The 24,344-nt window shown below is 38.0% G+C and carries 19 protein-coding genes; 11 read left to right on the forward strand and 8 right to left on the reverse strand.

Annotated features, from left to right (window positions below; genetic code table 11):
• Positions 1 to 100 precede the first annotated feature (100 nt).
• Positions 101 to 2,536 (forward strand): T9SS type A sorting domain-containing protein, encoded by a 2,436-nt coding sequence (locus JK629_RS02745; RefSeq protein WP_202337108.1) that lies wholly within the window; start codon positions 101 to 103, stop codon positions 2,534 to 2,536.
• Positions 2,537 to 2,572: 36 nt separating this feature from the next.
• Here the strand turns inward: JK629_RS02745 and JK629_RS02750 are convergent, their stop codons facing one another.
• Positions 2,573 to 4,456, reverse strand: coding sequence for a putative porin (locus JK629_RS02750; protein ID WP_202337109.1), 1,884 nt, complete (start codon positions 4,454 to 4,456; stop codon positions 2,573 to 2,575).
• A gap of 62 nt (positions 4,457 to 4,518) precedes the next feature.
• Here JK629_RS02750 and JK629_RS02755 point away from each other — a divergent pair, with 62 nt between their 5' ends.
• Positions 4,519 to 5,124 (forward strand): ribonuclease HII, encoded by a 606-nt coding sequence (locus JK629_RS02755; protein WP_202337110.1) that lies wholly within the window; start codon positions 4,519 to 4,521, stop codon positions 5,122 to 5,124.
• A gap of 34 nt (positions 5,125 to 5,158) precedes the next feature.
• Here JK629_RS02755 and JK629_RS02760 read toward each other — a convergent pair whose 3' ends face one another.
• Positions 5,159 to 5,452 (reverse strand): type II toxin-antitoxin system RelE/ParE family toxin, encoded by a 294-nt coding sequence (locus JK629_RS02760; RefSeq protein WP_202337111.1) that lies wholly within the window; start codon positions 5,450 to 5,452, stop codon positions 5,159 to 5,161.
• On the reverse strand, positions 5,446 to 5,676 hold the full coding sequence (locus tag JK629_RS02765) for a hypothetical protein (RefSeq protein ID WP_202337112.1): 231 nt from the start codon (positions 5,674 to 5,676) through the stop codon (positions 5,446 to 5,448). Before JK629_RS02765 ends, JK629_RS02760 begins: the two co-directional genes overlap by 7 nt.
• 195 nt (positions 5,677 to 5,871) lie before the next feature.
• Between JK629_RS02765 and JK629_RS02770 the strand changes: the two genes are divergently transcribed.
• The 4 genes from JK629_RS02770 (at position 5,872) to JK629_RS02785 (ending at position 13,698) form a co-directional block, all read left to right on the forward strand.
• Positions 5,872 to 8,325 carry a hypothetical protein gene (locus JK629_RS02770; protein ID WP_202337113.1) on the forward strand — a complete coding sequence of 818 codons (2,454 nt, stop codon included), beginning with the start codon at positions 5,872 to 5,874 and terminating at the stop codon, positions 8,323 to 8,325.
• A 100-nt stretch (positions 8,326 to 8,425) separates the two neighbouring features.
• Entirely contained in the window at positions 8,426 to 11,362 is a 2,937-nt protein-coding gene (locus JK629_RS02775; protein ID WP_202337114.1) for a hybrid sensor histidine kinase/response regulator transcription factor, read from the forward strand.
• 290 nt (positions 11,363 to 11,652) lie between these two features.
• Positions 11,653 to 12,990, forward strand: coding sequence for an OmpA family protein (locus JK629_RS02780; RefSeq protein WP_202337115.1), 1,338 nt, complete (start codon positions 11,653 to 11,655; stop codon positions 12,988 to 12,990).
• Positions 12,991 to 13,011: 21 nt separating this feature from the next.
• Positions 13,012 to 13,698 carry a TapB family protein gene (locus tag JK629_RS02785; protein ID WP_202337116.1) on the forward strand — a complete coding sequence of 229 codons (687 nt, stop codon included), beginning with the start codon at positions 13,012 to 13,014 and terminating at the stop codon, positions 13,696 to 13,698.
• 32 nt (positions 13,699 to 13,730) lie between these two features.
• Here JK629_RS02785 and lipB read toward each other — a convergent pair whose 3' ends face one another.
• Entirely contained in the window at positions 13,731 to 14,447 is a 717-nt protein-coding gene (lipB, locus tag JK629_RS02790) for a lipoyl(octanoyl) transferase LipB (protein WP_202337117.1), read from the reverse strand.
• A gap of 177 nt (positions 14,448 to 14,624) precedes the next feature.
• Here lipB and JK629_RS02795 point away from each other — a divergent pair, with 177 nt between their 5' ends.
• On the forward strand, positions 14,625 to 16,892 hold the full coding sequence (locus JK629_RS02795) for a zinc-dependent metalloprotease (protein ID WP_202337118.1): 2,268 nt from the start codon (positions 14,625 to 14,627) through the stop codon (positions 16,890 to 16,892).
• A gap of 110 nt (positions 16,893 to 17,002) precedes the next feature.
• Here the strand turns inward: JK629_RS02795 and JK629_RS02800 are convergent, their stop codons facing one another.
• From JK629_RS02800 to JK629_RS02810, 3 genes are read right to left on the reverse strand one after another with little or no spacing between them, the layout of a single operon-like run.
• Complete coding sequence (locus JK629_RS02800) at positions 17,003 to 17,536, reverse strand: hypothetical protein (protein ID WP_202337119.1); 534 nt, start codon at positions 17,534 to 17,536, stop codon at positions 17,003 to 17,005.
• A gap of 55 nt (positions 17,537 to 17,591) precedes the next feature.
• The gene (locus JK629_RS02805; RefSeq protein ID WP_202337120.1) at positions 17,592 to 18,332 is read right to left on the reverse strand and encodes a hypothetical protein; all 741 of its coding nucleotides are present in this window, start codon (positions 18,330 to 18,332) and stop codon (positions 17,592 to 17,594) included.
• A gap of 4 nt (positions 18,333 to 18,336) precedes the next feature.
• Positions 18,337 to 18,495 carry a YqaE/Pmp3 family membrane protein gene (locus tag JK629_RS02810; protein WP_076692431.1) on the reverse strand — a complete coding sequence of 53 codons (159 nt, stop codon included), beginning with the start codon at positions 18,493 to 18,495 and terminating at the stop codon, positions 18,337 to 18,339.
• Between the two features lie 177 nt (positions 18,496 to 18,672).
• Between JK629_RS02810 and lysS the strand changes: the two genes are divergently transcribed.
• The 4 genes from lysS (at position 18,673) to JK629_RS02830 (ending at position 22,916) form a co-directional block, all read left to right on the forward strand.
• Complete coding sequence (gene lysS / locus JK629_RS02815; protein ID WP_202337121.1) at positions 18,673 to 20,364, forward strand: lysine--tRNA ligase; 1,692 nt, start codon at positions 18,673 to 18,675, stop codon at positions 20,362 to 20,364.
• Between the two features lie 312 nt (positions 20,365 to 20,676).
• Positions 20,677 to 21,933 carry a fibronectin type III domain-containing protein gene (locus JK629_RS02820; protein ID WP_202337122.1) on the forward strand — a complete coding sequence of 419 codons (1,257 nt, stop codon included), beginning with the start codon at positions 20,677 to 20,679 and terminating at the stop codon, positions 21,931 to 21,933.
• 120 nt (positions 21,934 to 22,053) lie between these two features.
• Complete coding sequence (locus JK629_RS02825; protein ID WP_202337123.1) at positions 22,054 to 22,485, forward strand: hypothetical protein; 432 nt, start codon at positions 22,054 to 22,056, stop codon at positions 22,483 to 22,485.
• 89 nt (positions 22,486 to 22,574) lie between these two features.
• Complete coding sequence (locus JK629_RS02830; RefSeq protein ID WP_202337124.1) at positions 22,575 to 22,916, forward strand: hypothetical protein; 342 nt, start codon at positions 22,575 to 22,577, stop codon at positions 22,914 to 22,916.
• A 74-nt stretch (positions 22,917 to 22,990) separates the two neighbouring features.
• On the opposite strand, the gene hemL is transcribed toward JK629_RS02830, so the two are convergent.
• Positions 22,991 to 24,280 carry a glutamate-1-semialdehyde 2,1-aminomutase gene (gene hemL, locus JK629_RS02835; protein WP_202337125.1) on the reverse strand — a complete coding sequence of 430 codons (1,290 nt, stop codon included), beginning with the start codon at positions 24,278 to 24,280 and terminating at the stop codon, positions 22,991 to 22,993.
• Between the last annotated feature and the right edge of the window lie 64 nt (positions 24,281 to 24,344).

The raw sequence follows: 24,344 nt of genomic DNA on the forward strand, positions 1-24,344 counted from the left end.
CAAACCCGTCCAAAGTGGCGGGTATTTAATTTTATTATATTAATATTGAAGTACAACGACTAAAATTATTATCTTACATATAATTTAAAATTCAACTCTTATGAAAACACAGTTAGGAGTATTGTTTTCCATTTTTGTATTCACAGTTTCGAATGCGCAAATCGGATTTCAGGAGAATATTATTATTGATAATGCTGATGGTACCAATGGAGCTGCTGATGTATATTCAGCTGATATAGATGGTGATGGAGATAAGGATTTAATTTCAGCATCTTTTTTGGATAATAAAATAGCTTGGTATGAAAATTTGGATGGGCAAGGAAATTTCGGGTCTCAAAATGTTATTACTACCAATGCAGAAGGGGCAAATTCTGTTTTTGCAGCCGATTTAGATGGAGATGGAGATATGGATGTTCTTTCAAGCTCTTACTTATATAATGATAATAAGGTAGCCTGGTACGAAAATATTGATGGACTAGGTACTTTCGGTCCACAACAAATTTTCCCTTTAGGTAGCTATGGCAATACAATTAGAACTAGATCCGTAGTTGCTGCTGATTTAGATGGAGATAACGACAGAGACGTTATAGCTACCTCTTATAACCAAATATCTTGGTTTGAAAATTTGGATGGCCAAGGTTTATTTGACGAACAAAATCCAATTGGTGGTGCAGATGAACCTACATCAGTTTCTATTCACGATATTGATGGAGATGGAGATAATGACATTCTTGTATCAGATTATTCATCTGTTTTATGGTACAAAAATGAAGGGAATAATAATTTTGTTCGTGAATGGATTACATTAAACGTAACCAACGCAAATTCTGCGTTTGCAACCGATTTAGATGGGGATGGTGATTTAGATGTAATATCAGCATCTAATGACTCTAGAGTTGCTTGGTACGAAAATTTTAACGGCCTATTTGGTGCTCAACAAATAATTTCAACAAATACAAGTGGAGCATCCTCCGTTTATACATCAGATATTGATGGGGATGGCGATAATGATATTGCAGTAGCAGCTTCTGAAGCTATTTTTTTGTATAAAAATGATGCAAATGGCAATTTTTCCCAAACAACAATTACAACAGATGTAAATACTGGAAAGTCTGTATATATAACAGATTTAGATGGAGACGGTGATTTAGATATAACGTCAGCATCTTTCATCGATGACAAAATAGCTTGGTATAAAAATTTAGATGGATTGGGAAACTTTGGAACCCAGCTATTGGTATCTGATTCTCAAGGCGCAAATGGGGCTTCTTATGCAAGTTCTGCCGATATTGATTCTGATGGAGATTTAGACATAATTTCAACCTCACAAAACGATAGCAAAATAGCTTGGTATAAAAATCTTGATGGAAATGGCACTTTCGGAATGCAGCAGGTTATTTCTACTACTGTAAATGGTGCTAGTATAGCATGTATTGAAGATATTGATGGAGATGGATATCCAGATATTGTAGGCGGAAGTTTTACTTCCGGAAAGCTTGCTTGGTTTAAAAACAATGATGGTCAAGGTAATTTTGATCCTCAACAAATTATTGCGACCGATCTTCCAGGAATAAATTCCCTTTCAGCAATAGACATAGATGGAGATGCAGATTTGGACCTACTAGTTTCGTCGGAATTTTATTCCTCAAAATTAGCATGGTATGAAAATTTAGACGGTGCTGGAACTTTTGGACCTGAGCATACTCTTGAAAATGGAATTGGTCTCGGTTACTTTGCCCAGCCTGCCGATCTGGATGGAGATGGCGACTTGGATATTATTGGAATTGGTCGATCTAATGGCACTTTGGCTTGGTATGAGAACGAAAATGGATCCGGAAGTTTTATTGAACACAATTTGGGCAATACTTGGTATGATTATAGAATATATCCAGCTGATAAAGAGGGAGATGGCGACATAGATTTTATTGCTTCTAACGGTATGCATTTAGCATGGTATATAAACCTGGATGGCTTTGGAAATTTTAGTCAACCTCAGCCCATAGATCTTTATGATAACGGTTATTTCTCAATAGTATTTTCAGATATAGATAATGATGGTGATGAAGATATTATCTCTGGAAACCCATCATATGATAATCAACTCTTATTTTGGCGTGAAAATACAGATGGACAAGGAAATTTTGGCCCCGAAAATACAATTTCAAATATTAATACTTTGACTTCTATTAACATTGGCGATATAAATAATGATGGAGACATGGACATACTTATATCTGCGGATGGTGACGACAAAATTGCATGGTTTGAAAACATTGGACCACTTAGTATCCAAGAAAATATTTCCCTTGATATTTTACTCTATCCCAATCCCACAAATGGAATAATCAACATACAGTCAAAAGAAATTATTTCATCTGTTATTTTTTACAACCAATTAGGCCAATTGATTTTAGAAGAAAGCAATGTTGAAGGAATCAATAGAGTCAACATAGAAAAATTAAACGAAGGGATTTATTTCGTAAAATTAAAAACTTTTAATGCGGAGGTTATAATCAAGAAATTAGTTAAAAAATAATTTTCAAAAATCAACACATTCCAATAATAGGTTTTTTTATAAAAAGAAATTCCAAACCAACCCAAATCGCAGCACATTATCACGATACGGATAACCCGGGGCTGCAAAATATTCACTTTTCCCGCCAAAAATCGAGGTGAAGTTTTCATAAATAAAATAAATACGGGTCTGCCGTATTTTCGCATTAAAGAAAATATCTACTAACGGAAAACCGCCCAATTCCTGCTCGTTCTGTACATAAAACTCCGCGAGTACAGGGTCGTAAGCATTCATGTTGTATTTGGTGAAATATTTAAAACCCACCCCAGTCTGCAAAAACAAAGCGCGTTTAAACCAATGGTCCTCAAAATAAAGTGTGTTTCTAGTAATAATTTGCGGCACGTTAAAAACCGTTTCGCCACTTAAAACTTGCTGGTACATTACGGTATTTTCCAATCCGAAGTGCCCAAATTTAAATTCCTTTTCAGCCTTTATCTTTAAATAATCTACCCGTTCAGAAGCCTGCAATGGTGAAGGTGTGCTGTCATTTTCCTTGATTCCAAAGTAGGCGTAATCGTCAATTCCCGTATAGCTTACAGACGCATTTCCAAATTTTTTGGTGTTTATTTGAAATTTCAGTTCCTGGGTTTTTACATTATTCAGCTCGGTCTTCCAATTGTAATTTTGGTAATCACTTTGGTACAGCAAAAAGTTGAAATTGGGCGCCACCGAATGTACGGTTATGGAAGCTTCCGCATTATAATCTTCATTTAAATCAAACGAAGCGGCTCCTTGCAGAAAGTTTCCGTCAAAATCGCCTGCCACATTTATCGCCCCTTTTCCACGAAGCTTAAATCCTCGGTATTCCTTTTCGTACGCCGCACCAGCTTCAATAATATTTCCTTTAATCCTGTTGGGAATGCGCTGTTCGTCTAAAATCAATACTGAATTGTACCCATAATTGAAATCGTTATAGCCCGCCCAAGCGGTAATTTTTCCGATAAGCGAGTTGTTGAAGTCAGCATACGCCTTTACGTTAAAATCTTCAAGTTTCGTTTTCGTATATAAATCTGCGGTCTCATACGAAGGACCAAATTCCGCAAATGACGCGGTTTGGTTGTATCGAAAAAATTTGTCCTCATAGCTCAACACGTTCCCAATTGTCAATACCGAATAGCCCGTACTGTCGCGCTGGCTCAACAATTCGAAATAATGATCGCCGTAGAAACGAAGCCCTTCAAGTTTGTTTTCGGCATTTTCAAATTTAACATCCAACCGTCCACGGTCGCGAAATTCGGGATCGTCATTTATAAAAAGCAGCAAGGAATTATCGGTTAACCCCCCATTTTCCTCATTCAAAATATCTTGTGCTGCAACGTGGGCAAGTGCTACGTAGCGTTTACTTTTGGTATGGTAATTTGCAGTGAAAAGAAAATTTCCGGTACTCGTTAAAATATGTTGGTATTTCCCCAGTGAACGAACCCCTTTATAGCCAATTGAAAAATTGAATTGCGGGGAAGTATTCACCGTAAAAAAAGCATCGAGCTGCTGCCCCTGCTCATAGGCAGTTTTAAAATAAAGTTCGGTAAGCGGCGTGGGTACATTAAAATAATTCACATCTTCAATTTCCTTATAATTAAAATGATGCGACTGAGCCACAAAAAGCGGTTTCAAATTCAGCCTGTCAAAAGAGTAAGCAAGTGAGTTATATGTTTGCCCTACGTTTGAAAACTGTAGCAGTTCAAAATTGTCCTTTCTTAAATAATTAAATTTGTATTTTTTCTTGATTGAGAGTGTAGTATCAACATGTGTTGTATCGCGCGCCGTTGAAATTATTTTGTAGTAATCAATTGGCGGTTTTTCTTTAGTTGCATTTGGAGTTTGTGAAAACACAGTTGCCGAGGCACATAGAAGAAGTAAGAGCAAAAATGTGTTTTTCATCGGATATAAACTTTCAGCGCAAAGGTAAATTTTTAAACGGAAATAGTTATTTTTAATTTTCTATGTTGAAACTTAAAATTAATTCCCACTTATTGGAATGTGGCACCGATGAGGCGGGTCGTGGCTGTCTTGCAGGGCCCGTAACCGCCGCCGCAGTAATTCTTCCGGATGATTTTCAGCACCCTTTCTTGAATGACAGTAAGCAACTTTCAGAAAAAAAACGCCTTGAACTTAAAGCTATTATCGAGCGCGAAGCCATCTGTTTCAATGTGGTTCACGTGATGATGGATGAGATTGACAAAATAAACATTCTGAACGCCTCCATTTTAGGAATGCACCGTGCCATTAAAGGCCTATCCTGCCCTCCCCAATTTATCGCCGTAGACGGGAACCGTTTTAAACCTTTTCAGAAAACTCCTTTTGAATGTGTTGTAAAGGGCGATGGAAAATACCTTCACATTGCCGCTGCTTCCATTTTGGCAAAAACTTATCGAGACGAATATATGGCCGCGCTTCACGAAAAATTTCCACACTATAATTGGAAACAGAATAAAGGCTATCCTACCAAAGAACATCGGGAAGCCATTTGCGCTCACGGAAGTACTATTTTCCACAGAAAAAGCTTTAAACTGTTTCCCGGACAAATAGCGATTGATTTTTATAAATAATTGATGTGATCAGGATCTAATTTTAAATTAAGCATCAAAATTCCAACGGCTCCATCCGAACGTGCCGAACTCTTAAAATTCGGATTTCGTGGGAAGCAATCTGATATGCAACGCGATAATTGTGTAGTTCAAAAGCCCGAAAAGAACCATCATTGTTCAATTTATACTTATCTGCAGGAAATTTTTTGGGATTGCTAGGTAAATTTTCCGCGGTATCGAGAATATCATTTGTTACTTTTTTGGCAGATTCCAAAGAATGTTCTCGGATATATTCAAAAATCTGCTTTAACTGGGCCAAAGCCTTTTTGCGCCAAACAACTTTTACCACCCTTGCGCAATTTTTTTGGCTTGTTCCTGAGTGTAAAACTCACCTTTTTCAATATCTGCAACCGCTTCCTCAATTTCCTTATTATATTGCGCTACGCTCACTCGCTCCATGTCCGTAAGCTGTTTTCTGTATTTCAACATGTTTTTTATAATCTCCAAAAAGGCAGGATCAGTTACCGATTCCAGTTCCTTTTGTATCCATTTTCTCTCCTCCATCAAATTCATAACTAGCTGCTTTGTTTTTATAAATATACTGAAAAAATCATTTCCTGTAGTTTTTCAGTTCTATGAAATCCAAAAATTTTCAGTCTCCATTTTTTACACGTAAGAACCAAAGACGAAAGGCAACTGTTGAAAACCCGTCAATAAACTATTTCGACTATTTACAAAACCATCACATTTCCTTGCTACTTTTGTGTTATGGGAAAAATTCTGGGCAAACTTTTAGCGTTTTTACTTTTTATTCCAATGCTTTTGGGAGTTTTTGGAAGTTGTGACAAAACACCCCCAAAAACTGGTACTTTAATGGATTTTGTTCCCGAAGATGCGTTGGTGGTTTTTAAGATTTCAAATTTTGAAACCTTGCAGGCAGATATTGAAGCCAATTCCCTACTTTCCAAATTTGACAACACCGCTCCCTATTCCTTTTTTTCTGAAAAGAAAGCCTTGCTAAAAAATCTACATCCCGCTTCGCAAAGCCTTTTATGCATCAATAAATTAAATGACTCCCTTTCGGCATATACTTTTATTTCGAAACAAACGAAAAATCTTTTTCAAATAGATTCACTAAAAAATAAGACTATTGAAACCTTACAGCTTGATGAACATTCATTTCAGCGTATTACCATTGACAAAGAAATTGCCTATTCTGCAATTATAGATAGCGTTTTTGTGGTTTCATCTTCGCAACAAATTATTCAGGAAATTTTAAAAGGAAATACCGAACGCAATGATACGTTCAAGAAAGTTTTCAATCTACCATCAACCAACGGCTTTACAGCGTTAGTGCGCGGAAATAAAATCACTCTGAACGATTCCACAAAAGTAGATTTCACTTCGTGGAGTGCGCTTGACGTTGCCATATCGCCAGAAGCTTTTTCTGCAACCGGAATAACGCTGGCTACCGACAGCATTCCGCAATTGCTGAACGTTTTTGAAGGCCAAGTACCGCAACAAAACGACGTTTCGGGATTGGTGCCAACGGATGCCTTGGGCGCGGTGAGCTTTACATTTAACGATGCCGAAACTTTTCAAAAGAAATTACGAAATTTTAGAGGTGAAAAAGAAGCCGTAAAAACCACCGGGATTTTTGGTTCGGTGAGCGAAGTGGGAAGTATTCAGCTTAAAGACGAAACTGCAATTTTTATTAAAAGTATTGATGCCTCTTTAACGAACGATGCATTGGCGCGCTTTGTAACTTCAAAAAGTATCTTTCGCGAAATTGAGATTAGCAGTTTTAGTGAGCCACAATTATTTAAGCAGACTTTTTCGCCTTTTATAAATTCAGGAACGGCAAACTATGTTTTTCAGCTCGATAATTTCTTTGTTTTTACAGAAAATGAAAGTACTGCCGAGCAGCTTATAAGTTCCTTCCAAAATAATAATACGCTCAAAAATGCTTCTTATTTTGAAAGCACTGCAAAAGATTTGAGCACGGCATCCTCACTATTAATTTATAAAATGCAGGGCGAATTTTCTGAGGACATTTCAGGTTTTTTCAATTCAAAAAGCAGTGCGGGCATCAAAGATATTTCTTTTGATAAATTTCCGTTGGCGGCACTGCAATTCAGTTTTGACAGAAATTTTGCGCACGTAACACTGAGCTGCAAAGAGGCGGGCGCCACAGCAAAAAGTGTATCGGGTAAGGTTTCGGAAAAATTCAACTTAAATCTGGAAAGTGTACTTTTAACTAACCCACAACTGGTTGACGGCAATTACGGCAGTAGCAATGTGCTCGTACAGGATATAGCCAATAAGCTTTATTTTATTTCTGAAAGCGGAAAAATTCTTTGGACCAAAAAATTAGGTTCGCCAATTTTAGGAAAAATAGAAACTGTGGAAATTGCCGGCCGTGGCGACAAACAAATTGCGTTTGCTACTAATGATGCGTTTTATATTTTGGACCGAAATGGGAAGGACGCAAAAGGATTTCCTATTAAGTTTAAAGACAAGGTAACCCAGCCACTTTCGGTTTTTGATTACGATAACAACCGGAATTATCGTTTTGTAATTGTACAGGGCAAGGACGTATTGATGTATGACAAATACGGAAAAACTGTAAAAGGTTTTGGTTTCAACAAAGCAAAAAGCAATATTGCGCAATCGCCCGTACATATCCGGATGGGGAATAAAGATTATATAGTGGTTGCAGAGGAAAATGGTAAGCTGAATATTTTAAGTCGCGTTGGGAAAACGAGGGTTTCGGTTTCAAAGAATTTCAATTTTTCTGAAATTCCTGTGGCAGAAGAAGACAACTCCTTTGTAGTGATAACAAAGGAAAATACCAAAGAGCGCATTTCGCAAGACGGAAAGGTTTCATCCCAAAAACTGGATGTGGGCAATAATTATTGGTTTGCCATACTTGGAAATACAAAAGTAACATTGGATGACAACCTTTTACGCATTAATGGAAAACTAGCAGAATTGCCCCTAGGGCTTTATACCAAGCCTCAAATTTTCTCAATAAACCGCAACAGTTATATTACCATAACAGAAACCCAAGAAAAAAAGGTATATGTTTTTGATAAAAATGGTGAGCTTCTTAATGGTTTTCCTGTTTATGGCACTTCACCCGCTTCCATGGGTGAAGCCAACCCAAAAAACTTAGTTGTTAAAGGAGAGGATAATAGTGTAGTTTATTATATTATCGATTAACCCAAAACAACTTGTCAGTTAGCACATTAGTCAGCCATGTTTCTCTTTGGTTGAAGTATTTTGTGTAAATTTAAATCGCAAACTAACTTTTTACACTTTTATGAGAGCGCTCCTCTGCCTCCTTGTTTTGCTATTGGCTACTAGTGCTTTTAGCCAAAATAAACTGCGCGAAAAAAAACCTTCGCAGCGCGACTCTATAATACTTGCTAATTACAAATCAAAGGTTTCCCAAACCATCAACGCAAATCCCGATAGCGCCTTAATTTATATCAAACAACTTCGAGAGTTCAGTACCCAGCACAATTATTTGGTTAGCCTTATCGAGGCCGATTATCTCTACGCACATTATTTCAGAAGAATACAAAAACCGGATTCGGCCCTCATTTACTTTAAAAAACAAATAAGAGATTCAAAAAAAATAGAGTATTTACGCGGCATGGCACAAGGGTACAATGGACTTTGCAGAACTTATTATTTAATTGGAGAGATTGAAAATTCAATAGAAGCCGGAAACAAGGCCCTTAAGTTTGCGAAATTAATTGAGGATACAGGTAATTTGATAGTGGCAGATACCCATAATGCCTTGGCAATTGCCTATTCTCGCCAGAACAAAATGGAAGCCTCCATTGCCCATTTGCTTGTTGTGGATTCCATTCATAAAAAAGAACCCATACGCGAAGACATCATTGCCGCTGCCTACCAAAGTTTGGGAAACGTTTATCTAGAACTAAAAGATTATGATGCCGCCGAAAAATATTATTTAAAGGCGAATAACGAATTTGAAAAAATACCCGGGGCAGGAGCATTCTATTTTAACACTACAAATGTCTTTTTGGGCCATGTATACTATCATAAGGGCCAATATAAAAAAGCAGACGAATTGCTTTCAAAGACCCTGCTATTCTTTGAAGAAATAAAAGATGAAAGAACTGTCGCCGAAATAAATAATTATTTGGGATTGGTACACCTTAACTACGGAAACCTTGAAAAAGCAGAGAACTATTTTCAAGTTTCATTTCAGTTTCAAAAGAAAAAAGAGTACAATTTGGAAGCTGCACAAGCTGCACTGCAACTTGGAAAGTTAAATATTCAAAAAGGAAAAGCCGGAACAGCCATTGAATTTTTAGAACAAGCAATTATCTATAATAGTGAAATAAAAAATGGGACGATCAACCAAAATGCACATTCTCTTCTTGCTGAAGCGTATGCACTTCAGGGAAATTACAAAGCCGCATATAATAATTCACAAATTTCAAAAAAAATAACCGATTCCATTCAACAAGCACAAAGCGCTGAAAGAATCAAGGAGCTTGAAGGAATATACCAGACGAAAACCAGGGATAGGGAAATAGCACTGCTAACTACCCAAAACGAACTTACGAAACAGCAAAAAACAAACCAGCGGAACCTTCTTTTAGCTATTGTTTTTTTAGCGACTATAGGTGGGCTCTTTTTATTTTTCCAACTGCAAAATCGAAAAAAAACAGCCAAAAAATTACAAGAACTCGATAATGCGAAAAATACCTTCTTTGCAAATATTTCGCACGAGTTCCGCACTCCCTTAACATTGATAAATGGACCTATTGAGGACCAACTTGCTTCAAAAAAGCTTTCCTTTTCGGAAACAAAAAATTTAAAATCGGCACTTAGAAACACCCAACGGCTGAAAGATTTGGTCGATCAGCTATTGGCGTTGGCAAAGCTGGAAAGCGGAAATTTAAAGTTGAATATTCAGTGTGCCAATATTCCCCATTTTTTAATTGTGCATGCCCAGGCGTTTTCATTTAGTTGTGATGAAAAAAACATAAAGCTAGCTGTTGAGGTACCCAACGATGATAACGCAGATTGGTTTGATCAGGATGTTCTTGAAAAAATACTTTATAATCTATTGGGCAATGCCATAAAATATACCCCTGAGAATGGGTTTATAACGTTAGGCGGAAAGAGAGTGGGCAATAAATATGAGATTTCAGTAATTAATTCCGGCAATTACATACCCCCTTCGCAACAGCAAAAAATTTTTGAACGCTTTTACCAAACCAACACCAAAAATCCCGGCACCGGAATTGGCTTGGCACTCACAAAAGATTTGGTTGAAATTCACAAGGGAACAATCTCAGTGAAAAGTGAAGAAAGCGGCACCACGGAGTTTAAAATAACATTGCCCATATACAGGGAAGCCTTTGATGAATCTATAGTTTTTTCAGAAAGCAAGAAAACTGAAAGACCAGAAACATTTGCCAACGCTCTTAACGATACTAAGAAAGAAATTGTCCTACCAGAAGATGCCCCAGTTATTTTAATAATTGATGATAGCAAGGATATTCGTGAATATGTGAGCTCCATTTTTGAAACAACTTTTGCGGTACTTACCGCCAGTAATGGAAAAGAAGCTTTCGAATTGGCCCTTAAATATATACCAGATATCGTTATAAGTGATGTAATGATGCCCGAAGAAGATGGCTTTACATTTACCAAACATTTAAAAGAGCAACAACTTACATCGCACATTCCAGTTATTCTACTCACAGCCAAAACCCAAATTACTTCAAAGCTGGAGGGAATGGGTATTGGTGCAGATGCCTATGTTACCAAACCCTTCAATAGTCAATTATTAAAAGCGACTGTGGAAAATCTTGTTGAAAACCGGCGAAAACTCCAACAGCGCTTTGCACAGGAAGTTGTACTAAGGTCAAAGGATATTGCCATTTCTTCGGCAGACGAGAAATTTTTGGATAGGCTTCAACAAATTTTGGACATCCACATTACCGATCCAAGTTTCTCAGTTGAAAGTTTTGGAAAAGAAATGGCCGTGAGCCGTATGCAACTGCACCGAAAACTAAAAGCGCTAACAGGACAATCTGCATCAGAGTTTTTGAAATCACAGAGATTAAAGCTTGCACTCAACCTTCTAAAGGAAAAAAAGATATCCATTTCTGAAGTTGGCTACAGCGTTGGTTTTAATGACCCTTCCTATTTCACCAAATGTTTTAAGCAAGAATTTGGCAGCGCACCTTCTGATTATATTTCACATTAAATTTCGCTGCTCCAAACACTCCATAAATAAAGACCTGTTACATATGTTATAACATTCGTTACAATATTCATAGCCCCTGCTATAACTAAAAAATATCTTTATTTCCCCTTTTTTCCAGATAGGATAAAATAAAAACAACATTCTGGCATTAAGGAATTTGCAATGGAAAAACAGCTTTATCAAAACATAAATTATATAGGACCAAGAATATGAAAATTGAAGATTATTCTAGAAAAAAAAGTTATAGAAGAAATAACTTTTAAAAGATAGCAACCCTTAAAAAAATCATTATGAAAAGCTTACAAACAATCACATTTTTAACCATAATGTTTGCCAGCACCATAACCAATGCCCAATTTTTAGACAAGTTGGGCGAAAAAGCAGCTGGTGCCGTGGAGCGTACCGTTGAGCGGCGTGTGCAACGGGAAACTGAAAAAAGTACAGACCGGGTGCTAGATACCATAGTGGAAGCACCTAAAAAATCCAAAAAAGAACAACGCAGGGAAGAAAAAAACAGAAAGAAAAACGACGGAAATATCATTGGCGGAAATACGAGCAACAAAAATTCAGAAAGTCAATCTTCAGAACCAAAAATGGAAAGCCTGGAGGAGGTAGGCGAAAACCAAGTGGGTTTTAAACGGGGAAATAGAATAATTTTCCATGACAATTTTGAAAAGGATGCCATTGGTGATTTTCCCGCAAAGTGGAATACTACAAAGGGGGGTGAAGTAAAAAAACTAAAAGGCTTTGATAGTAAATTTTTAAAAATAACCGCTGGAAGTGTTACCAATGTTGAATTGACAAAACCCTTACCTGAAAATTTTACTGTTGAATTTGACCTTATTCTACCCGCCGAACACCCTTATAGAAGACCAGGTATTGGTTTTGGCCCAAAACCAGAAGATATTGACCATTTATTGTCGAGCTCAAACTCCATGACTTTTGATATTATGTCTGCTGAAATTGGAAACGGTTATTACGAATTAAGCTATGGCTTAAAAGAATTGGGATATACAAAAGAAAAAATTGCCTACAAAGCTCCCTTGAACCAAGCCATTAAAATGGCCTTTGAAGTAAACGGAAAACGAATTCGCCTTTTTATGGACGGGAAAAAAATGGTCGATTTGCCAACACAGTTCAAACCAGAATATAGAAAATCGTTGTTTTTTACTTCCATTACCAGTGGCTGGACCGAAACAGCAGCCGCTTATTTCTATATTTCAAACTTGGTAATTGCAGAAACTGCGGGTGATGAACGAAGCCAAGTGCTAAAAGACTTGATGGAAAAAGGAAGTTTTTCAACCAATGCCATCCTTTTCAATTCAGGTTCAGCGACCATTAAAAGTGGAAGTGAAGCCATTTTAAAAGAAATAGGCGAAGCCATGCAAAGTGTGCCAGACATGCGCATAATAATTATAGGCCATACCGATGCCGACGGAAGCACAGAAAGCAACCTAAAGCTTTCACAGGAACGCGCCAAATCAGTAAGGGCAGCACTTGTAAGCCAATATGGAATTTCTATTGGAAGAATTCAAACAGATGGGAAAGGAGAGTCAAATCCTGTTGCAGACAACAACAGTGCATCGGGGAAGGAACAAAACCGAAGGGTTGAATTTATAAAACTTTAAACCACATAAACTTTACATACTATGAAAAAAATTTTATTTACAACTATGGCACTTTTCGGGCTTATGGCAGCTGTTCAAGGGCAAAACGGATGCAGTAAATTCTATCCATTGAAAGAAGGCACCAAAGCTGAAATAACCTCTTATGACAAAAAAGGTAAAATAGCAGCCATAGTAGACTATATAGTTTTAAATAAAAAGCAAATCCCCCAAGGGGAAGTTGCAACGATGAAATCTTCTGTTAAGGATGACAAGGGAAAACTGATAGCCGAAACAGAATATGACATTACCTGCGATGGCACTAAAATTTCCATTGATTATAACTCAATGGTAAGCCCCATGATGATGGAGCAATTTCAAAATATGGAGTATGATATTAGCGGTACGGAGCTGGAAATCCCGAACGATCTTTCGGTGGGCCAAGAACTTCCAGACGCCGAAATGAATATGAAAATTAATGTGAGCGGCATTAACATGAATATGGATATGACCATAACAAACAGAAAGGTAATTGGTAAAGAAGACGTAACCACCCCAGCTGGAACGTTTACTTGCTTTGTTATAACCTACGATATGAATACCAAAATGGGAATGACCCAAACAAGTAACTCAAAACAATGGATTGCCGAAGGCGTTGGCATGGTTAAACAGGAAGACTATCAAAGAGGAAAAGTATCATCAAGTAGCGTACTTACCAAATTTTCAAAATAAACTAAACCAATTTAAATTTTAAAAAACCGGGGCTAGGCTTCGGTTTTTTCTATTTGTGTGGCATCAAAAAGATGCAAGAAATGTTTCATTAATTTTTCTTTAACTTCTTCTACGGGTATTTCTGCCCTACCCAATTCAACATTCAGAGAGGTAACCGCTTTTCCCTTAATTCCACAGGGAATCATGTTATCAAAATAGCCTAGATCTGTATTTACATTCAGTGCAAACCCATGCATCGTAACCCAGCGGCTGGCGCGTACGCCCATGGCACAAATTTTTCTCGCAAAAGGGGTACCCACATCTAGCCAAACTCCGGTTTCTCCTTTACTGCGCATTGCGTTTAAACCGTATTCACCTAAAGTGAGGATAATCATTTCTTCCAGCAAACGCATGTATTTATGAATGTCTGTAAAAAAATTCTCCAAATCCAATATGGGATAGCCCACAATTTGCCCAGGGCCGTGATAGGTAATATCGCCTCCCCTATTAATTTTATAAAATGTAGCGTTTATTTCCTTTAACTTTTCTTCGGGAATAAGCAAGTTCTCAATATGCCCGCTTTTCCCCAGAGTGTAAACGTGTGGATGCTCCACAAATAAAAAATAGTTAGGAGTCTGCTTTATTGGAGCAATCTGTTTGTGATTGGCTTTTTTCAATTCTAGAATTTTTTGAAAAAGGGCTTCTTGGTAATCCCAGGTTTCTTTGTAATCCCTTAATCCCAAATCTTCTACCTTCAATACTCTTTGCAAAACCGTTACCTTTAAATTTAGTGGGGTAAAATTATTAATATATATTAATTATTATATCCCATTTAATGTATTTCAAATTTTTTTGGACAAAAAACAAAGTTAAGTTCTTAAAAATTTACTAATTTCCTTAAAGGGTCTTATATTTACAGTTCTAAACATTCATAAAATTACCTAAAAATGAAAAAAAGTACTTTTAAATCCATTGTGGTTTTATCCCTTTCACTCTTGTGTTTTGGATTAAACGCACAGAATTCCTCTAAACTTTGGACCCCAGTATCAGAGCGGGCTGTCTCATCAAAAGTTAAGGAGTTCAGAAATTCTGTTCCTACTGATTATAAGCTTTTCAGTTTAAACACACCAGCACTACAATCCATTCTTGCTACTGCTCCTTCTAGAGCAAACCTTAAAAACTCTAATGTAATTATTGAGCTTCCAGTTGGCAACGGTGAATTGCAAAAATTTAGAGTTGTAGACGCGTCAAACTTTGCTCCAGAATTGCAGCAAAGACACCCTGATATCCGTTCTTTTGCTGGCCAGGGTATAGAAGATCCTTCAGCAGTTGCTAGATTTAGTGTTTCACCATATACAGGTGTACATGTAATGATAACTTCGGCAAAGCACCCTACAGTATACGTAGATCCATACACTCAGGATAAAGGCCAATACATCAGCTATTCCAGAAAAGATTTGCCTTCATCTCTGGAGCCATTTGTATGTTTGGTAGAGGAGCAAATTGGGCCACGACCAAATATTGATGAAAATGCAAGTGCCAATCGAAATGCAGACGATGGGATGCTTAGAACCTTTAGATTGGCTCTAGCTGCTAATGGAGAGTATTCTCTTTGGCATTTAAACAATCAAGGTATTGATCCAGCTGCTAGCGATGCTATTAAAAAAGCAGCCGTTTTATCTGCTCAAAACGTAGCAATGACAAGAGTAAACGGTATTTATGAAAGAGACGTTGCCATAACAATGGTAATTATTCCTAATAATGAGGATATTATATTTTTAAACCCTGCCACAGATGGCTTAGATAATACTTCTAATGTAATTAACCAAATACAGGCTAAAATAGACGGTATTATAGGTTTTCCAAATTATGACATAGGACACGTATTTACCACTGGAGGTGGAGGTATTGCACAACTGCGTTCCCCTTGTACTGCAAATAAAGCAAGAGGTGTAACAGGATTACCAGCCCCCATCAATGATCCATTTTATGTAGATTACGTAAGCCATGAGATGGGCCACCAGTTTGGTGGTAACCATACCCAAAACAATAACTGCCAGAGATCGAATGCATCTTATGAACCAGGAAGCGCATCAACCATTATGGGCTATGCCGGCATTTGTCCTCCTAATGTTCAAAACGTTAGCGATGATTATTTTCACGGTTACAGCATCCAGGAAATGTGGAACTTTGTATCAGTAGGCCAAGGCCAATGTGCTGTACAAACTCCTACTAACAATCTTCCTCCAGATGTAGATGCAGGACCTGACTATACCATTCCAAAATCAACTCCTTTTGTACTTAAAGGAACAGCTATGGATCCTGATGGAGATATTTTGAGCTACTGCTGGGAGCAATTAAACAGCAATCCCGCACCAATGCCACCACTTAACACTTCAATATTAGGGCCAGCCTTTAGATCTATAGATCCACTTGACTCACCGGATAGATATATGCCTATGATTTCAACTGTTCTTGCTGGACAATTAGGGGGACCAGGAACTTCAAATATCTGGGAAGTTGTACCTTCTGTAGCCAGAACTATGAACTTTAGATTAACCGTTCGGGACAACGTAGCCGGTGGTGGCGCTTCGCAAAGCGATAATATGCTATTGACTTTTGATGGAGCTTCGGGTCCTTTTGTAGTAACCTCACAAGCCACACCTACCAATTGGACTATCGGAGATACAGAGACCATTACTTGGGACGTCGCCGGAACTGATGTGGCACCCGTAAGTTGCTCTAATGTTGATATATGGTTTTCTACTGACGGTGGAATCACTTATCCAATCTCTATTGCACTTAACGTACCTAACACCGGTAGCGCAGTTATAGATGTGCCAAATGTGAATACGACTACTGGAAGATTGATGGTAATGGGATCAGACAACATTTTCTATGACCTTAACGACGATGTTATTACAGTTGATGGAACTGTAGGTGTAGATGACTTTACGTTTGAAAATTTTGCTGTTTATCCAAACCCTTCAAATGGCACTTTTAATCTTTCCTTCAAGCCAGCTTCTAACGACAACATTGAAGTTTCACTTTATGATTTGAGAGGAAGAGCTATTAATCAATATACATTTGATGATGTTGCTGCTTCTACTACATTCAGCAAACAATTGAATTACAACTATATTGAAAGCGGTATGTATTTCCTTGTTGTGAAAAATGGCAACAAAGTAACTACCAAGAAGATTGTGAAGAATTAATTCAAAACAGCTTTTCAATAAAAAAAGAGGCGTTCATAATATGAACGCCTCTTTTCATTTAATACAGTTCTTTTCTCTTTATTCTTTATTCTTTATTCTTTATTCTTTATTCAAAGTTTAACCGTTTCCGTAATCCGAGAAACTACTTGCGATGTTTTTCCCACCTTAAAATTAAGTTCAAACATCAAATCACGATTATTTTTTTCTACCAAAAGTTTTCCGTCATTTATTGGGTAATAACCCGCTTCTCCTTTACAATAGCAATGCTTGCCATATAGTAGTTTCACATCACTTAAATTCTGGTTTATGATACTCATATTTTCTGCCGTAGCTGGTATTTCGAAATGGATGGTTTCAGAATAATCACCATCTACAGTTCCTTCAGGGCCCTTTTTTATATAAGTATAGACTACTACTATATTTTGGCCATCAACCATTTCTGGATAGACCGCTCCCGTACCATCTTCTTTAACAATAAGGGTTTTATTTTTATGCAAGACCACGCTACACGTACCTTCTTCTGGGCAATTGTTTTTAGTATCAACTTGTTCCATAGTGTTCTTTTCTGTTGTAGTTACTGTTTCAGTCTGCGTTTTACAGGCGTTTACCATAACTAGTGGGATTAAAAAATAGAATGCTTTCATAGGTGAATGTTTATTGTTAGTAAAGGTGAATATACAAATACATTGCCGAAGTTTATTATTTCTCCAATTCCACTTCCAAATCTAGCAGGTCTGGGTTCTTGAAATATTCAATAAAAGATTTTTGTACGGTCATTGTTTTTCCATCTGCTGAAAATGTAGCTCCAGGTTGGGATGTTTTCTTTATTTTCTTAGGAAAAGTATATTTTAAAGTATAATTAGAGCCCCCCATAAATGCTTCAGCCTGTTTTAAACTATCCACCTGTTTTTGGTGCATTGCCTTATCTTTTATATAAGCATCGCGCTTAAATATATTCTTTTTAAAAGAATAGTTTACGCCTATAAGTTCTGGAGAATCCTCTTCTTTTTTTATTTCGGTATTTGAATCTGGGTTGGGCATTAAATCGCTTGCCTGTTCCAGTCCGTTAAACATATCGTTCGCCTCGTCCACATTTTTAAAATTTGTTGAAATATCATAGACCATTTCAGAGGCTTCTGAATCCATTTTCAAATGAATGTTGTAATTCTCCAGTTTTTTCAGTTTAAGCTGTTCCTTAGCAGGAAGTTTGGAGATACTGTCCCTTTTTTCTTCCAAAAAAAGTTTCATATTAACAATAGTATCCATTTTCACTACTGTTGAATCAACCATTGCGGCACCACCAAAGGCCATCATTTCGTTAAGGTTTACTTCTATGGCCATGGAACCACTTCCATCTTCATTCAAAACCATGGTTTCTGTAAATTGGCAGCTCAATACGGTAAATGCCAAGATTAAAAGTGCTGGTAATTTTAGTCGCATGGATTTATCTGTTAGGATTATTCAAAATGATAAGTGCTGCAATAACACCGGGAATCCAACCACAAACCGTAAGGATAAAAACAATCAATACCGAACCACAACCTTTGCCGATAACGGCAAGCGGCGGAAAAAGGATTGCTAGCAGGACGCGCCATAAACTCATAGAAAACAAAGCTACGATTTATATTCGTTATTTTCAGACTTAGTTAATTCGGGATTTGGAATTTCATACGTGCCTTAAACTTCTTATTTCCAACTTCAAATCTTCATTTCGTTTTTCGTATTTCGTTTTTCCCTCTCCATTTCCCTATCTTTGCAAACTTATATTTATACATACTTTATGCAACTGTCTGAACTGGAAATCATCCGAAGAGAAAAACTACAACAACTGCGCAATATGGGCATCAATCCCTATCCCGCAGACCTGTACCCCGTGACCGATACCTCAAAAAAAATAAAACAACATTTTGAGGAAGGTAAAAGAGTAGTTATTGCCGGAAGGTTGATGAGCCGTAGAATTCAAGGAAAAGCTTCTTTCGCCGAACTTCAGGATGCAGACGGACGCATACAGGTATATTTTAACCGCGACGAAATCTGTACCGGCGAAGACAAAACCCTTTATAACGAAGTCTATAAAAAACTGTTGGACATAGGCGATTTCATTGGGATCGAAGGTGAACTCTTTAATACTCAAGTAGGTGAAAAGACCGTAATGGTAAAAAACTTCACCCTGCTTAGCAAAGCCTTAAAACCATTGCCACAACCGCGCGTAGATGCAGATGGAAAAGTACACGATGCCTTTACCGACCCCGAACAACGATACCGCCAGCGCTATGCAGATTTGGTAGTGAATCCGCACGTAAAGGAGATTTTCGTAAAACGAACCAAGCTTTTTAACGCCATGCGTACCTTTTTTAACGAGCGCGGCTATTTTGAAGTGGAAACTCCCGTTTTACAACCCATTCCGGGGGGTGCTGCGGCAAGACCTTTTATTACGCACCACAACTCCTTGGACATTCCACTGTATATGCGAATTGCGAATGAATTGTACCTAAAAAGATTGATAGTTGGTGGTTTTGACGGCGTGTATGAATTTTCCAAAAACTTCCGAAACGAAGGGATGGACCGAACCCACAACCCAGAGTTTACCGCAATGGAAATTTACGTTTCCTATAAAGATTACAATTGGATGATGGAGTTCTGCGAGCAATTGCTGGAGTTCTGCGCAATGGAAGTAAACGGCACCACAAAAGCAACCTTCGGAAAATATGAAGTAGATTTTAAAGCGCCTTACACCAGAATTACCATGGCCGATGCTATTAAAAAATTCACCGGTTTTGACATTACCGGAAAAACCGAGGACCAAATCCGCCAAGCGGCTCTGGATATGAAAATACCCGTGGACGATACCATGGGCAAAGGAAAGTTGATAGATGAAATTTTCGGTGAAAAATGCGAAGGTAATTTCATACAGCCCACCTTCATCACAGATTATCCAAAGGAAATGAGCCCGCTCTGCAAAGAGCACCGCGACAATCCCGAGCTTACCGAACGTTTTGAATTAATGGTCTGCGGCAAGGAAATAGCAAATGCGTACAGCGAATTGAACGACCCAATAGACCAGCGCGAGCGTTTTGAGGCACAACTAAAACTCGCAGACAGAGGCGATGAAGAAGCTACGGCCTTTATAGATTACGACTTTCTTCGGGCGTTAGAGTACGGCATGCCGCCAACCAGCGGTATGGGCATTGGTATGGACAGATTGATTATGTTTCTTACCAACAACGCGTCCATACAGGAAGTGCTCTTCTTCCCGCAAATGCGCCCCGAAAAGAAAAAAGTGGAAATGACCGAAGATGAAAAAGCTGTTTATACACTTTTAAAAACCAACTCGCCCATTGCTTTGGAAGAACTAAAAGCCCAAAGCGGCTTAAGCAATAAAAAATGGGACAAAGCCATAAAAGGATTGACTGCTTCAAAATTGGCAAAGGTTGAAAAGACGGATGAAAGCTTGAGGGTTTCTGCAACTTAACTTGCAAATTTTCTTACTTCGAGTAGAGCATCAAAATTAGATGTAGTGACAAAAATCTAGGTATCTTAATAAACCACCGCCCATGCTTTTCCTCCTTTTTGGCATAAGTGGTCTGGCATCCCTGCCAGAAACATGAGCGGCGGTATTTTAATTTCGAAATTATTTATTTTATCGCTTCTAGAAAACAAACAATTAGGGAAGACATCCTTTCGTTGAGGGAAAAATGCGTTTTAGGCAATTTTTTAATTTAACAGCCAAAAACGTACACATTCGTACTATTTTTATATTTTTAGCCACCATATTATTTACAAAATGAAAAAAATATTTCTACTTATTTTAATAGGCGTTGTGATCATTTCCTGTGGAAAGGATGACGATTATGAACCCGTGGAAACAGACAACCAAGCGCCTTCAAAACCCTTAAACCTAACCGCATCCGAACAAACGGAAACTTCCCTGAAACTCACTTGGGATGCCGCAACAGATAATGTGGGCGTTACTGCCTACCGAATTTATCAAGACGGAACGGCACTTTCAAGTACAGTTACCGAGACTACTACAAACATTACTGGTTTAAATCCGGGAACGGCATACAGTTTTTACGTAACGGCACTTGATGCAAAAAATAACGAATCTGCCCCAAGCAACACGGTTGATGCACTTACCGTAGCCCAGCCGTTAACTTTTTTGCCCACACTTTCTGAAATGGGCGTATTTGCAGGAACCCTTTCAGATTTAAATCCTGCCGATGGCGTGCAACTTTACGAAATAAACAGCACCCTTTTTACAGATTACACCCATAAACAGCGATTGATTCGATTGCCGGAAGGGCAAAGCATGCGTTATAACAATACAGATTTACTGCCAAGCTTTCCTGATAATACTTTAATTTCAAAAACCTTTTATTACAATATAGACGAGCGCGACCCTTCCCTTGGGAAAAAAATAATTGAAACCCGCATTCTTCTAAAAGTAAACGGCGAATGGCTTGCGGGAGATTACATTTGGAACGCCGCCCAAACAGAAGCTACCTACCGTGAAACAGGAAGTACAGAAGCAATCAGCTATATTGATGGCAATGGCCAAACCCAAAACGTAGCTTACGAAATACCTTCCAAACAGGATTGCTTTACCTGCCATAACAATAATGCTACTACTTTTCCCATCGGTCCAAAACTGCGCAACCTAAACTTTGTACCCTCCTATACCACCCAAAACCAATTGGATTATTTGGCTTCAATAGGAATGTTACAAGGTGTGTCAGCCAATAACATAAGCGTTCTACCCAATTGGGAAAATGACAATTTATTGTTGGAAGACCGCGCACGTGCTTACATGGATATTAATTGCGCTCACTGCCATCAGCCCGGCAGCAGTGTACCACCTGGTTTCATGTTAGATTTTAGACTAGAGACAGATTTCAACGATACCGGTATTTATGCCAATCGCGGCGAGGTAATAGCACGTTTTCAAAGTACACTGCCAACCTACAGGATGCCACAGTTAGGAAGAACTGTCGTACACTCAGAAGCTTTACAAATGCTGGAAGAATATATTGATTCCCTTTAATGTTTTAGAAAAAAAGTATAGAGCCGCTGATTGCGGCTCTTTTTAGTTTATACTGTTTAGAAATTAAACCTATTTGTATTTTCAACGTCATAGCTATGTTGAACAATAAAAATAATAAACATGAAAAAAGCAATGATAATTTTACTGGCGTTTACAACTTTCGCCATAACCGCACAAAACAAAGATGCTGACCGAAGGGAGCAACGTAAGGAGATGAAAGAAAATTTCACAGCTGAGCAAAAGGCTGAGCTACGGGCAAAAAAAATGACTCTTGCCTTAGACCTAAACCAGTCACAACAGGAAAAAGTAAAGAAAGTTTTTCTGGAAATGGAAGCAACAAAACCCAAACGTCCCCACAACTGGAAAGAAATGACCGATACCCAAAAGTTTGAGGCTAAAAACACCATGCTGGACAGCCGTATTGCCATGAAAAAAGAAATGAAAAATATTCTTACCGAAGAACAATTTACAAAATGGGAAAAGCAACAACAGCATAGAGAGCACCGCTTCAAGAACAAAAAAGGCAATAAGCAAAGCCTTCACAGGCAATAAAATCTCTAAAAACATTTTTTGGTGCAATTATTGTTTAAATTATAGGCAAATTGGTTACATTAGTAACCTTAAATTAAAAAAACAAAAAAATGAGAAACCTACTAACAGTATTTGCCTTTGCAGCCACAATGCTTTTTGGAATTCAGAATGCTTCTGCTCAAGAGTTATCACAAGATAACACCCGCCCAGAAGTAATAGCAAAAACGGAAACTGCAAAACTTACCGAAACCTTAGACCTGACTGGTGACCAAAGTCGAACCATTTTCAGAGCATTGGTGGCTAAAGAAGTAGCCTATCGGAAAAATAATTTGACTACCGACACTAACAGCAATTCAGCAGAAAAGAAACAAATTGATAATCAGTTAAAAGATGCAATGAAAAAAACACTTACTGCTGAACAATATGCTAAGTGGCTGAAAATAAATAATTAGTGATTAATTATATTTAAAGTCAAGACCCTTTCTAAATTTAGAAAGGGTCTTTTATTTTATCTAATTTTTATTTCTTAATTAAGTGTTTTCGCAACTTTGCCGCAGGCAGAAATGGTAGCATCCAAATCATCATAGCTTAAAGCATCGCAGATAAACCAGGTTTCAAAAGCGCTAGGTGCAATATAAACACCTTCCTTTAGCATTCCATGGAAAAACTTTTTAAAGCTTTCATTGTTTGCCGCTGCCGCGGAATCAAAATCAGTAACGGGTTTGTCAGAAAAATGTACTGAAATCATGGAGCCCACACGATTTATTGTAAATTTTACACCTTCTGAAGTAAGTACCGCTTCCAAACCTTTGTGTAAATATTCTGTCTTTTTGGCAATGGAATTGAAGATCTCTCTGTTTGAATCCAATTCCTGCAGGATGGCCAATCCAGCAGCCATCGCCAAGGGATTGCCACTTAAAGTCCCTGCCTGATAAACAGGCCCCACAGGTGCCAAACGATTCATAATTTCTTCTCTTGCAGCAAAGGCACCAACTGGCAATCCGCCGCCAATAACCTTTCCAAAGGTTACAATATCCGCTTTCACTCCAAACAATTCCTGTGCGCCGCCGGCAGCAAGCCTAAAACCCGTCATTACTTCGTCAAAAATCAAAAGGATATTGTTTTCATCACAAAGTTTCCGCAAGCCTTCCAAAAATCCCTTGGAGGGTGGAATACAGCCCATGTTACCTGCCACAGGTTCTAAAATAATACAGGAAATCTTATCCTTATTTGCTGTTATTACTTCTGCTACATTTTTTAAATCGTTGTAGGTAGCCAGCAAGGTATCTTTTGCAGTGCCTTGCGTAACCCCCGGACTGTTTGGGCTGCCAAAAGTTACTGCGCCACTTCCGGCTTGTATGAGGAAAGAATCGCTATGCCCGTGGTAACAACCTGCAAATTTTATAATTTTATCCTTTCCCGTATAACCTCTTGCCAATCGCACAGCACTCATACAAGCTTCAGTTCCGCTGTTCACAAAGCGTATTTTATCTATATTGGGAACCATGGAAACGGCCAGTTCGGCGATTTTAGTTTCAATTTCCGTAGGCATTCCAAAGGAAGTTCCTTTTTTTGCCTTTTCAATTACAGCATTTACTACAGCTTCGTGTGCATGGCCCAAAATCATCGGGCCCCATGAATTTATATAGTCAATCAGTTTGTTTCCATCTGCGTCATATAGATAAGCGCCTTTTGCTTTTTCAACAAAAATGGGTGTCCCTCCCACTGCCTTAAAAGCGCGGACAGGGGAATTGACACCGCCAGGAATGACTTTCTCTGCTTCTGCAAAAAGGGCGCTGCTTCTTTGGTAATTCATATTAAATAATTGAGGGTTTTATTTATAAATAAGTGGGTTGATTTTAAGAAATCTTTTTATTTCT

Source organism: Aequorivita iocasae (genome assembly GCF_016757735.1).
Lineage (GTDB): Bacteria > Bacteroidota > Bacteroidia > Flavobacteriales > Flavobacteriaceae > Aequorivita > Aequorivita iocasae.

What these genes read in the sequence shown, in the direction of transcription:
- JK629_RS02820 (WP_202337122.1), top strand. Translation starts at nt 20,677, where the DNA reads ATGAAAAAAATATTTCTACTTATTTTAATAGGCGTTGTGATCATTTCC.
- JK629_RS02805 (WP_202337120.1), bottom strand. Translation starts at nt 18,332, where the DNA reads ATGCGACTAAAATTACCAGCACTTTTAATCTTGGCATTTACCGTATTG.
- hemL (WP_202337125.1), bottom strand. Translation starts at nt 24,280, where the DNA reads ATGAATTACCAAAGAAGCAGCGCCCTTTTTGCAGAAGCAGAGAAAGTC.
- JK629_RS02765 (WP_202337112.1), bottom strand. Translation starts at nt 5,676, where the DNA reads ATGAATTTGATGGAGGAGAGAAAATGGATACAAAAGGAACTGGAATCG.
- JK629_RS02755 (WP_202337110.1), top strand. Translation starts at nt 4,519, where the DNA reads ATGTTGAAACTTAAAATTAATTCCCACTTATTGGAATGTGGCACCGAT.
- JK629_RS02785 (WP_202337116.1), top strand. Translation starts at nt 13,012, where the DNA reads ATGAAAAAAATTTTATTTACAACTATGGCACTTTTCGGGCTTATGGCA.
- JK629_RS02745 (WP_202337108.1), top strand. Translation starts at nt 101, where the DNA reads ATGAAAACACAGTTAGGAGTATTGTTTTCCATTTTTGTATTCACAGTT.
- JK629_RS02795 (WP_202337118.1), top strand. Translation starts at nt 14,625, where the DNA reads ATGAAAAAAAGTACTTTTAAATCCATTGTGGTTTTATCCCTTTCACTC.
- JK629_RS02780 (WP_202337115.1), top strand. Translation starts at nt 11,653, where the DNA reads ATGAAAAGCTTACAAACAATCACATTTTTAACCATAATGTTTGCCAGC.
- JK629_RS02830 (WP_202337124.1), top strand. Translation starts at nt 22,575, where the DNA reads ATGAGAAACCTACTAACAGTATTTGCCTTTGCAGCCACAATGCTTTTT.
- JK629_RS02810 (WP_076692431.1), bottom strand. Translation starts at nt 18,495, where the DNA reads ATGAGTTTATGGCGCGTCCTGCTAGCAATCCTTTTTCCGCCGCTTGCC.
- JK629_RS02750 (WP_202337109.1), bottom strand. Translation starts at nt 4,456, where the DNA reads ATGAAAAACACATTTTTGCTCTTACTTCTTCTATGTGCCTCGGCAACT.
- lysS (WP_202337121.1), top strand. Translation starts at nt 18,673, where the DNA reads ATGCAACTGTCTGAACTGGAAATCATCCGAAGAGAAAAACTACAACAA.
- JK629_RS02800 (WP_202337119.1), bottom strand. Translation starts at nt 17,536, where the DNA reads ATGAAAGCATTCTATTTTTTAATCCCACTAGTTATGGTAAACGCCTGT.
- JK629_RS02825 (WP_202337123.1), top strand. Translation starts at nt 22,054, where the DNA reads ATGAAAAAAGCAATGATAATTTTACTGGCGTTTACAACTTTCGCCATA.
- JK629_RS02770 (WP_202337113.1), top strand. Translation starts at nt 5,872, where the DNA reads ATGGGAAAAATTCTGGGCAAACTTTTAGCGTTTTTACTTTTTATTCCA.
- JK629_RS02775 (WP_202337114.1), top strand. Translation starts at nt 8,426, where the DNA reads ATGAGAGCGCTCCTCTGCCTCCTTGTTTTGCTATTGGCTACTAGTGCT.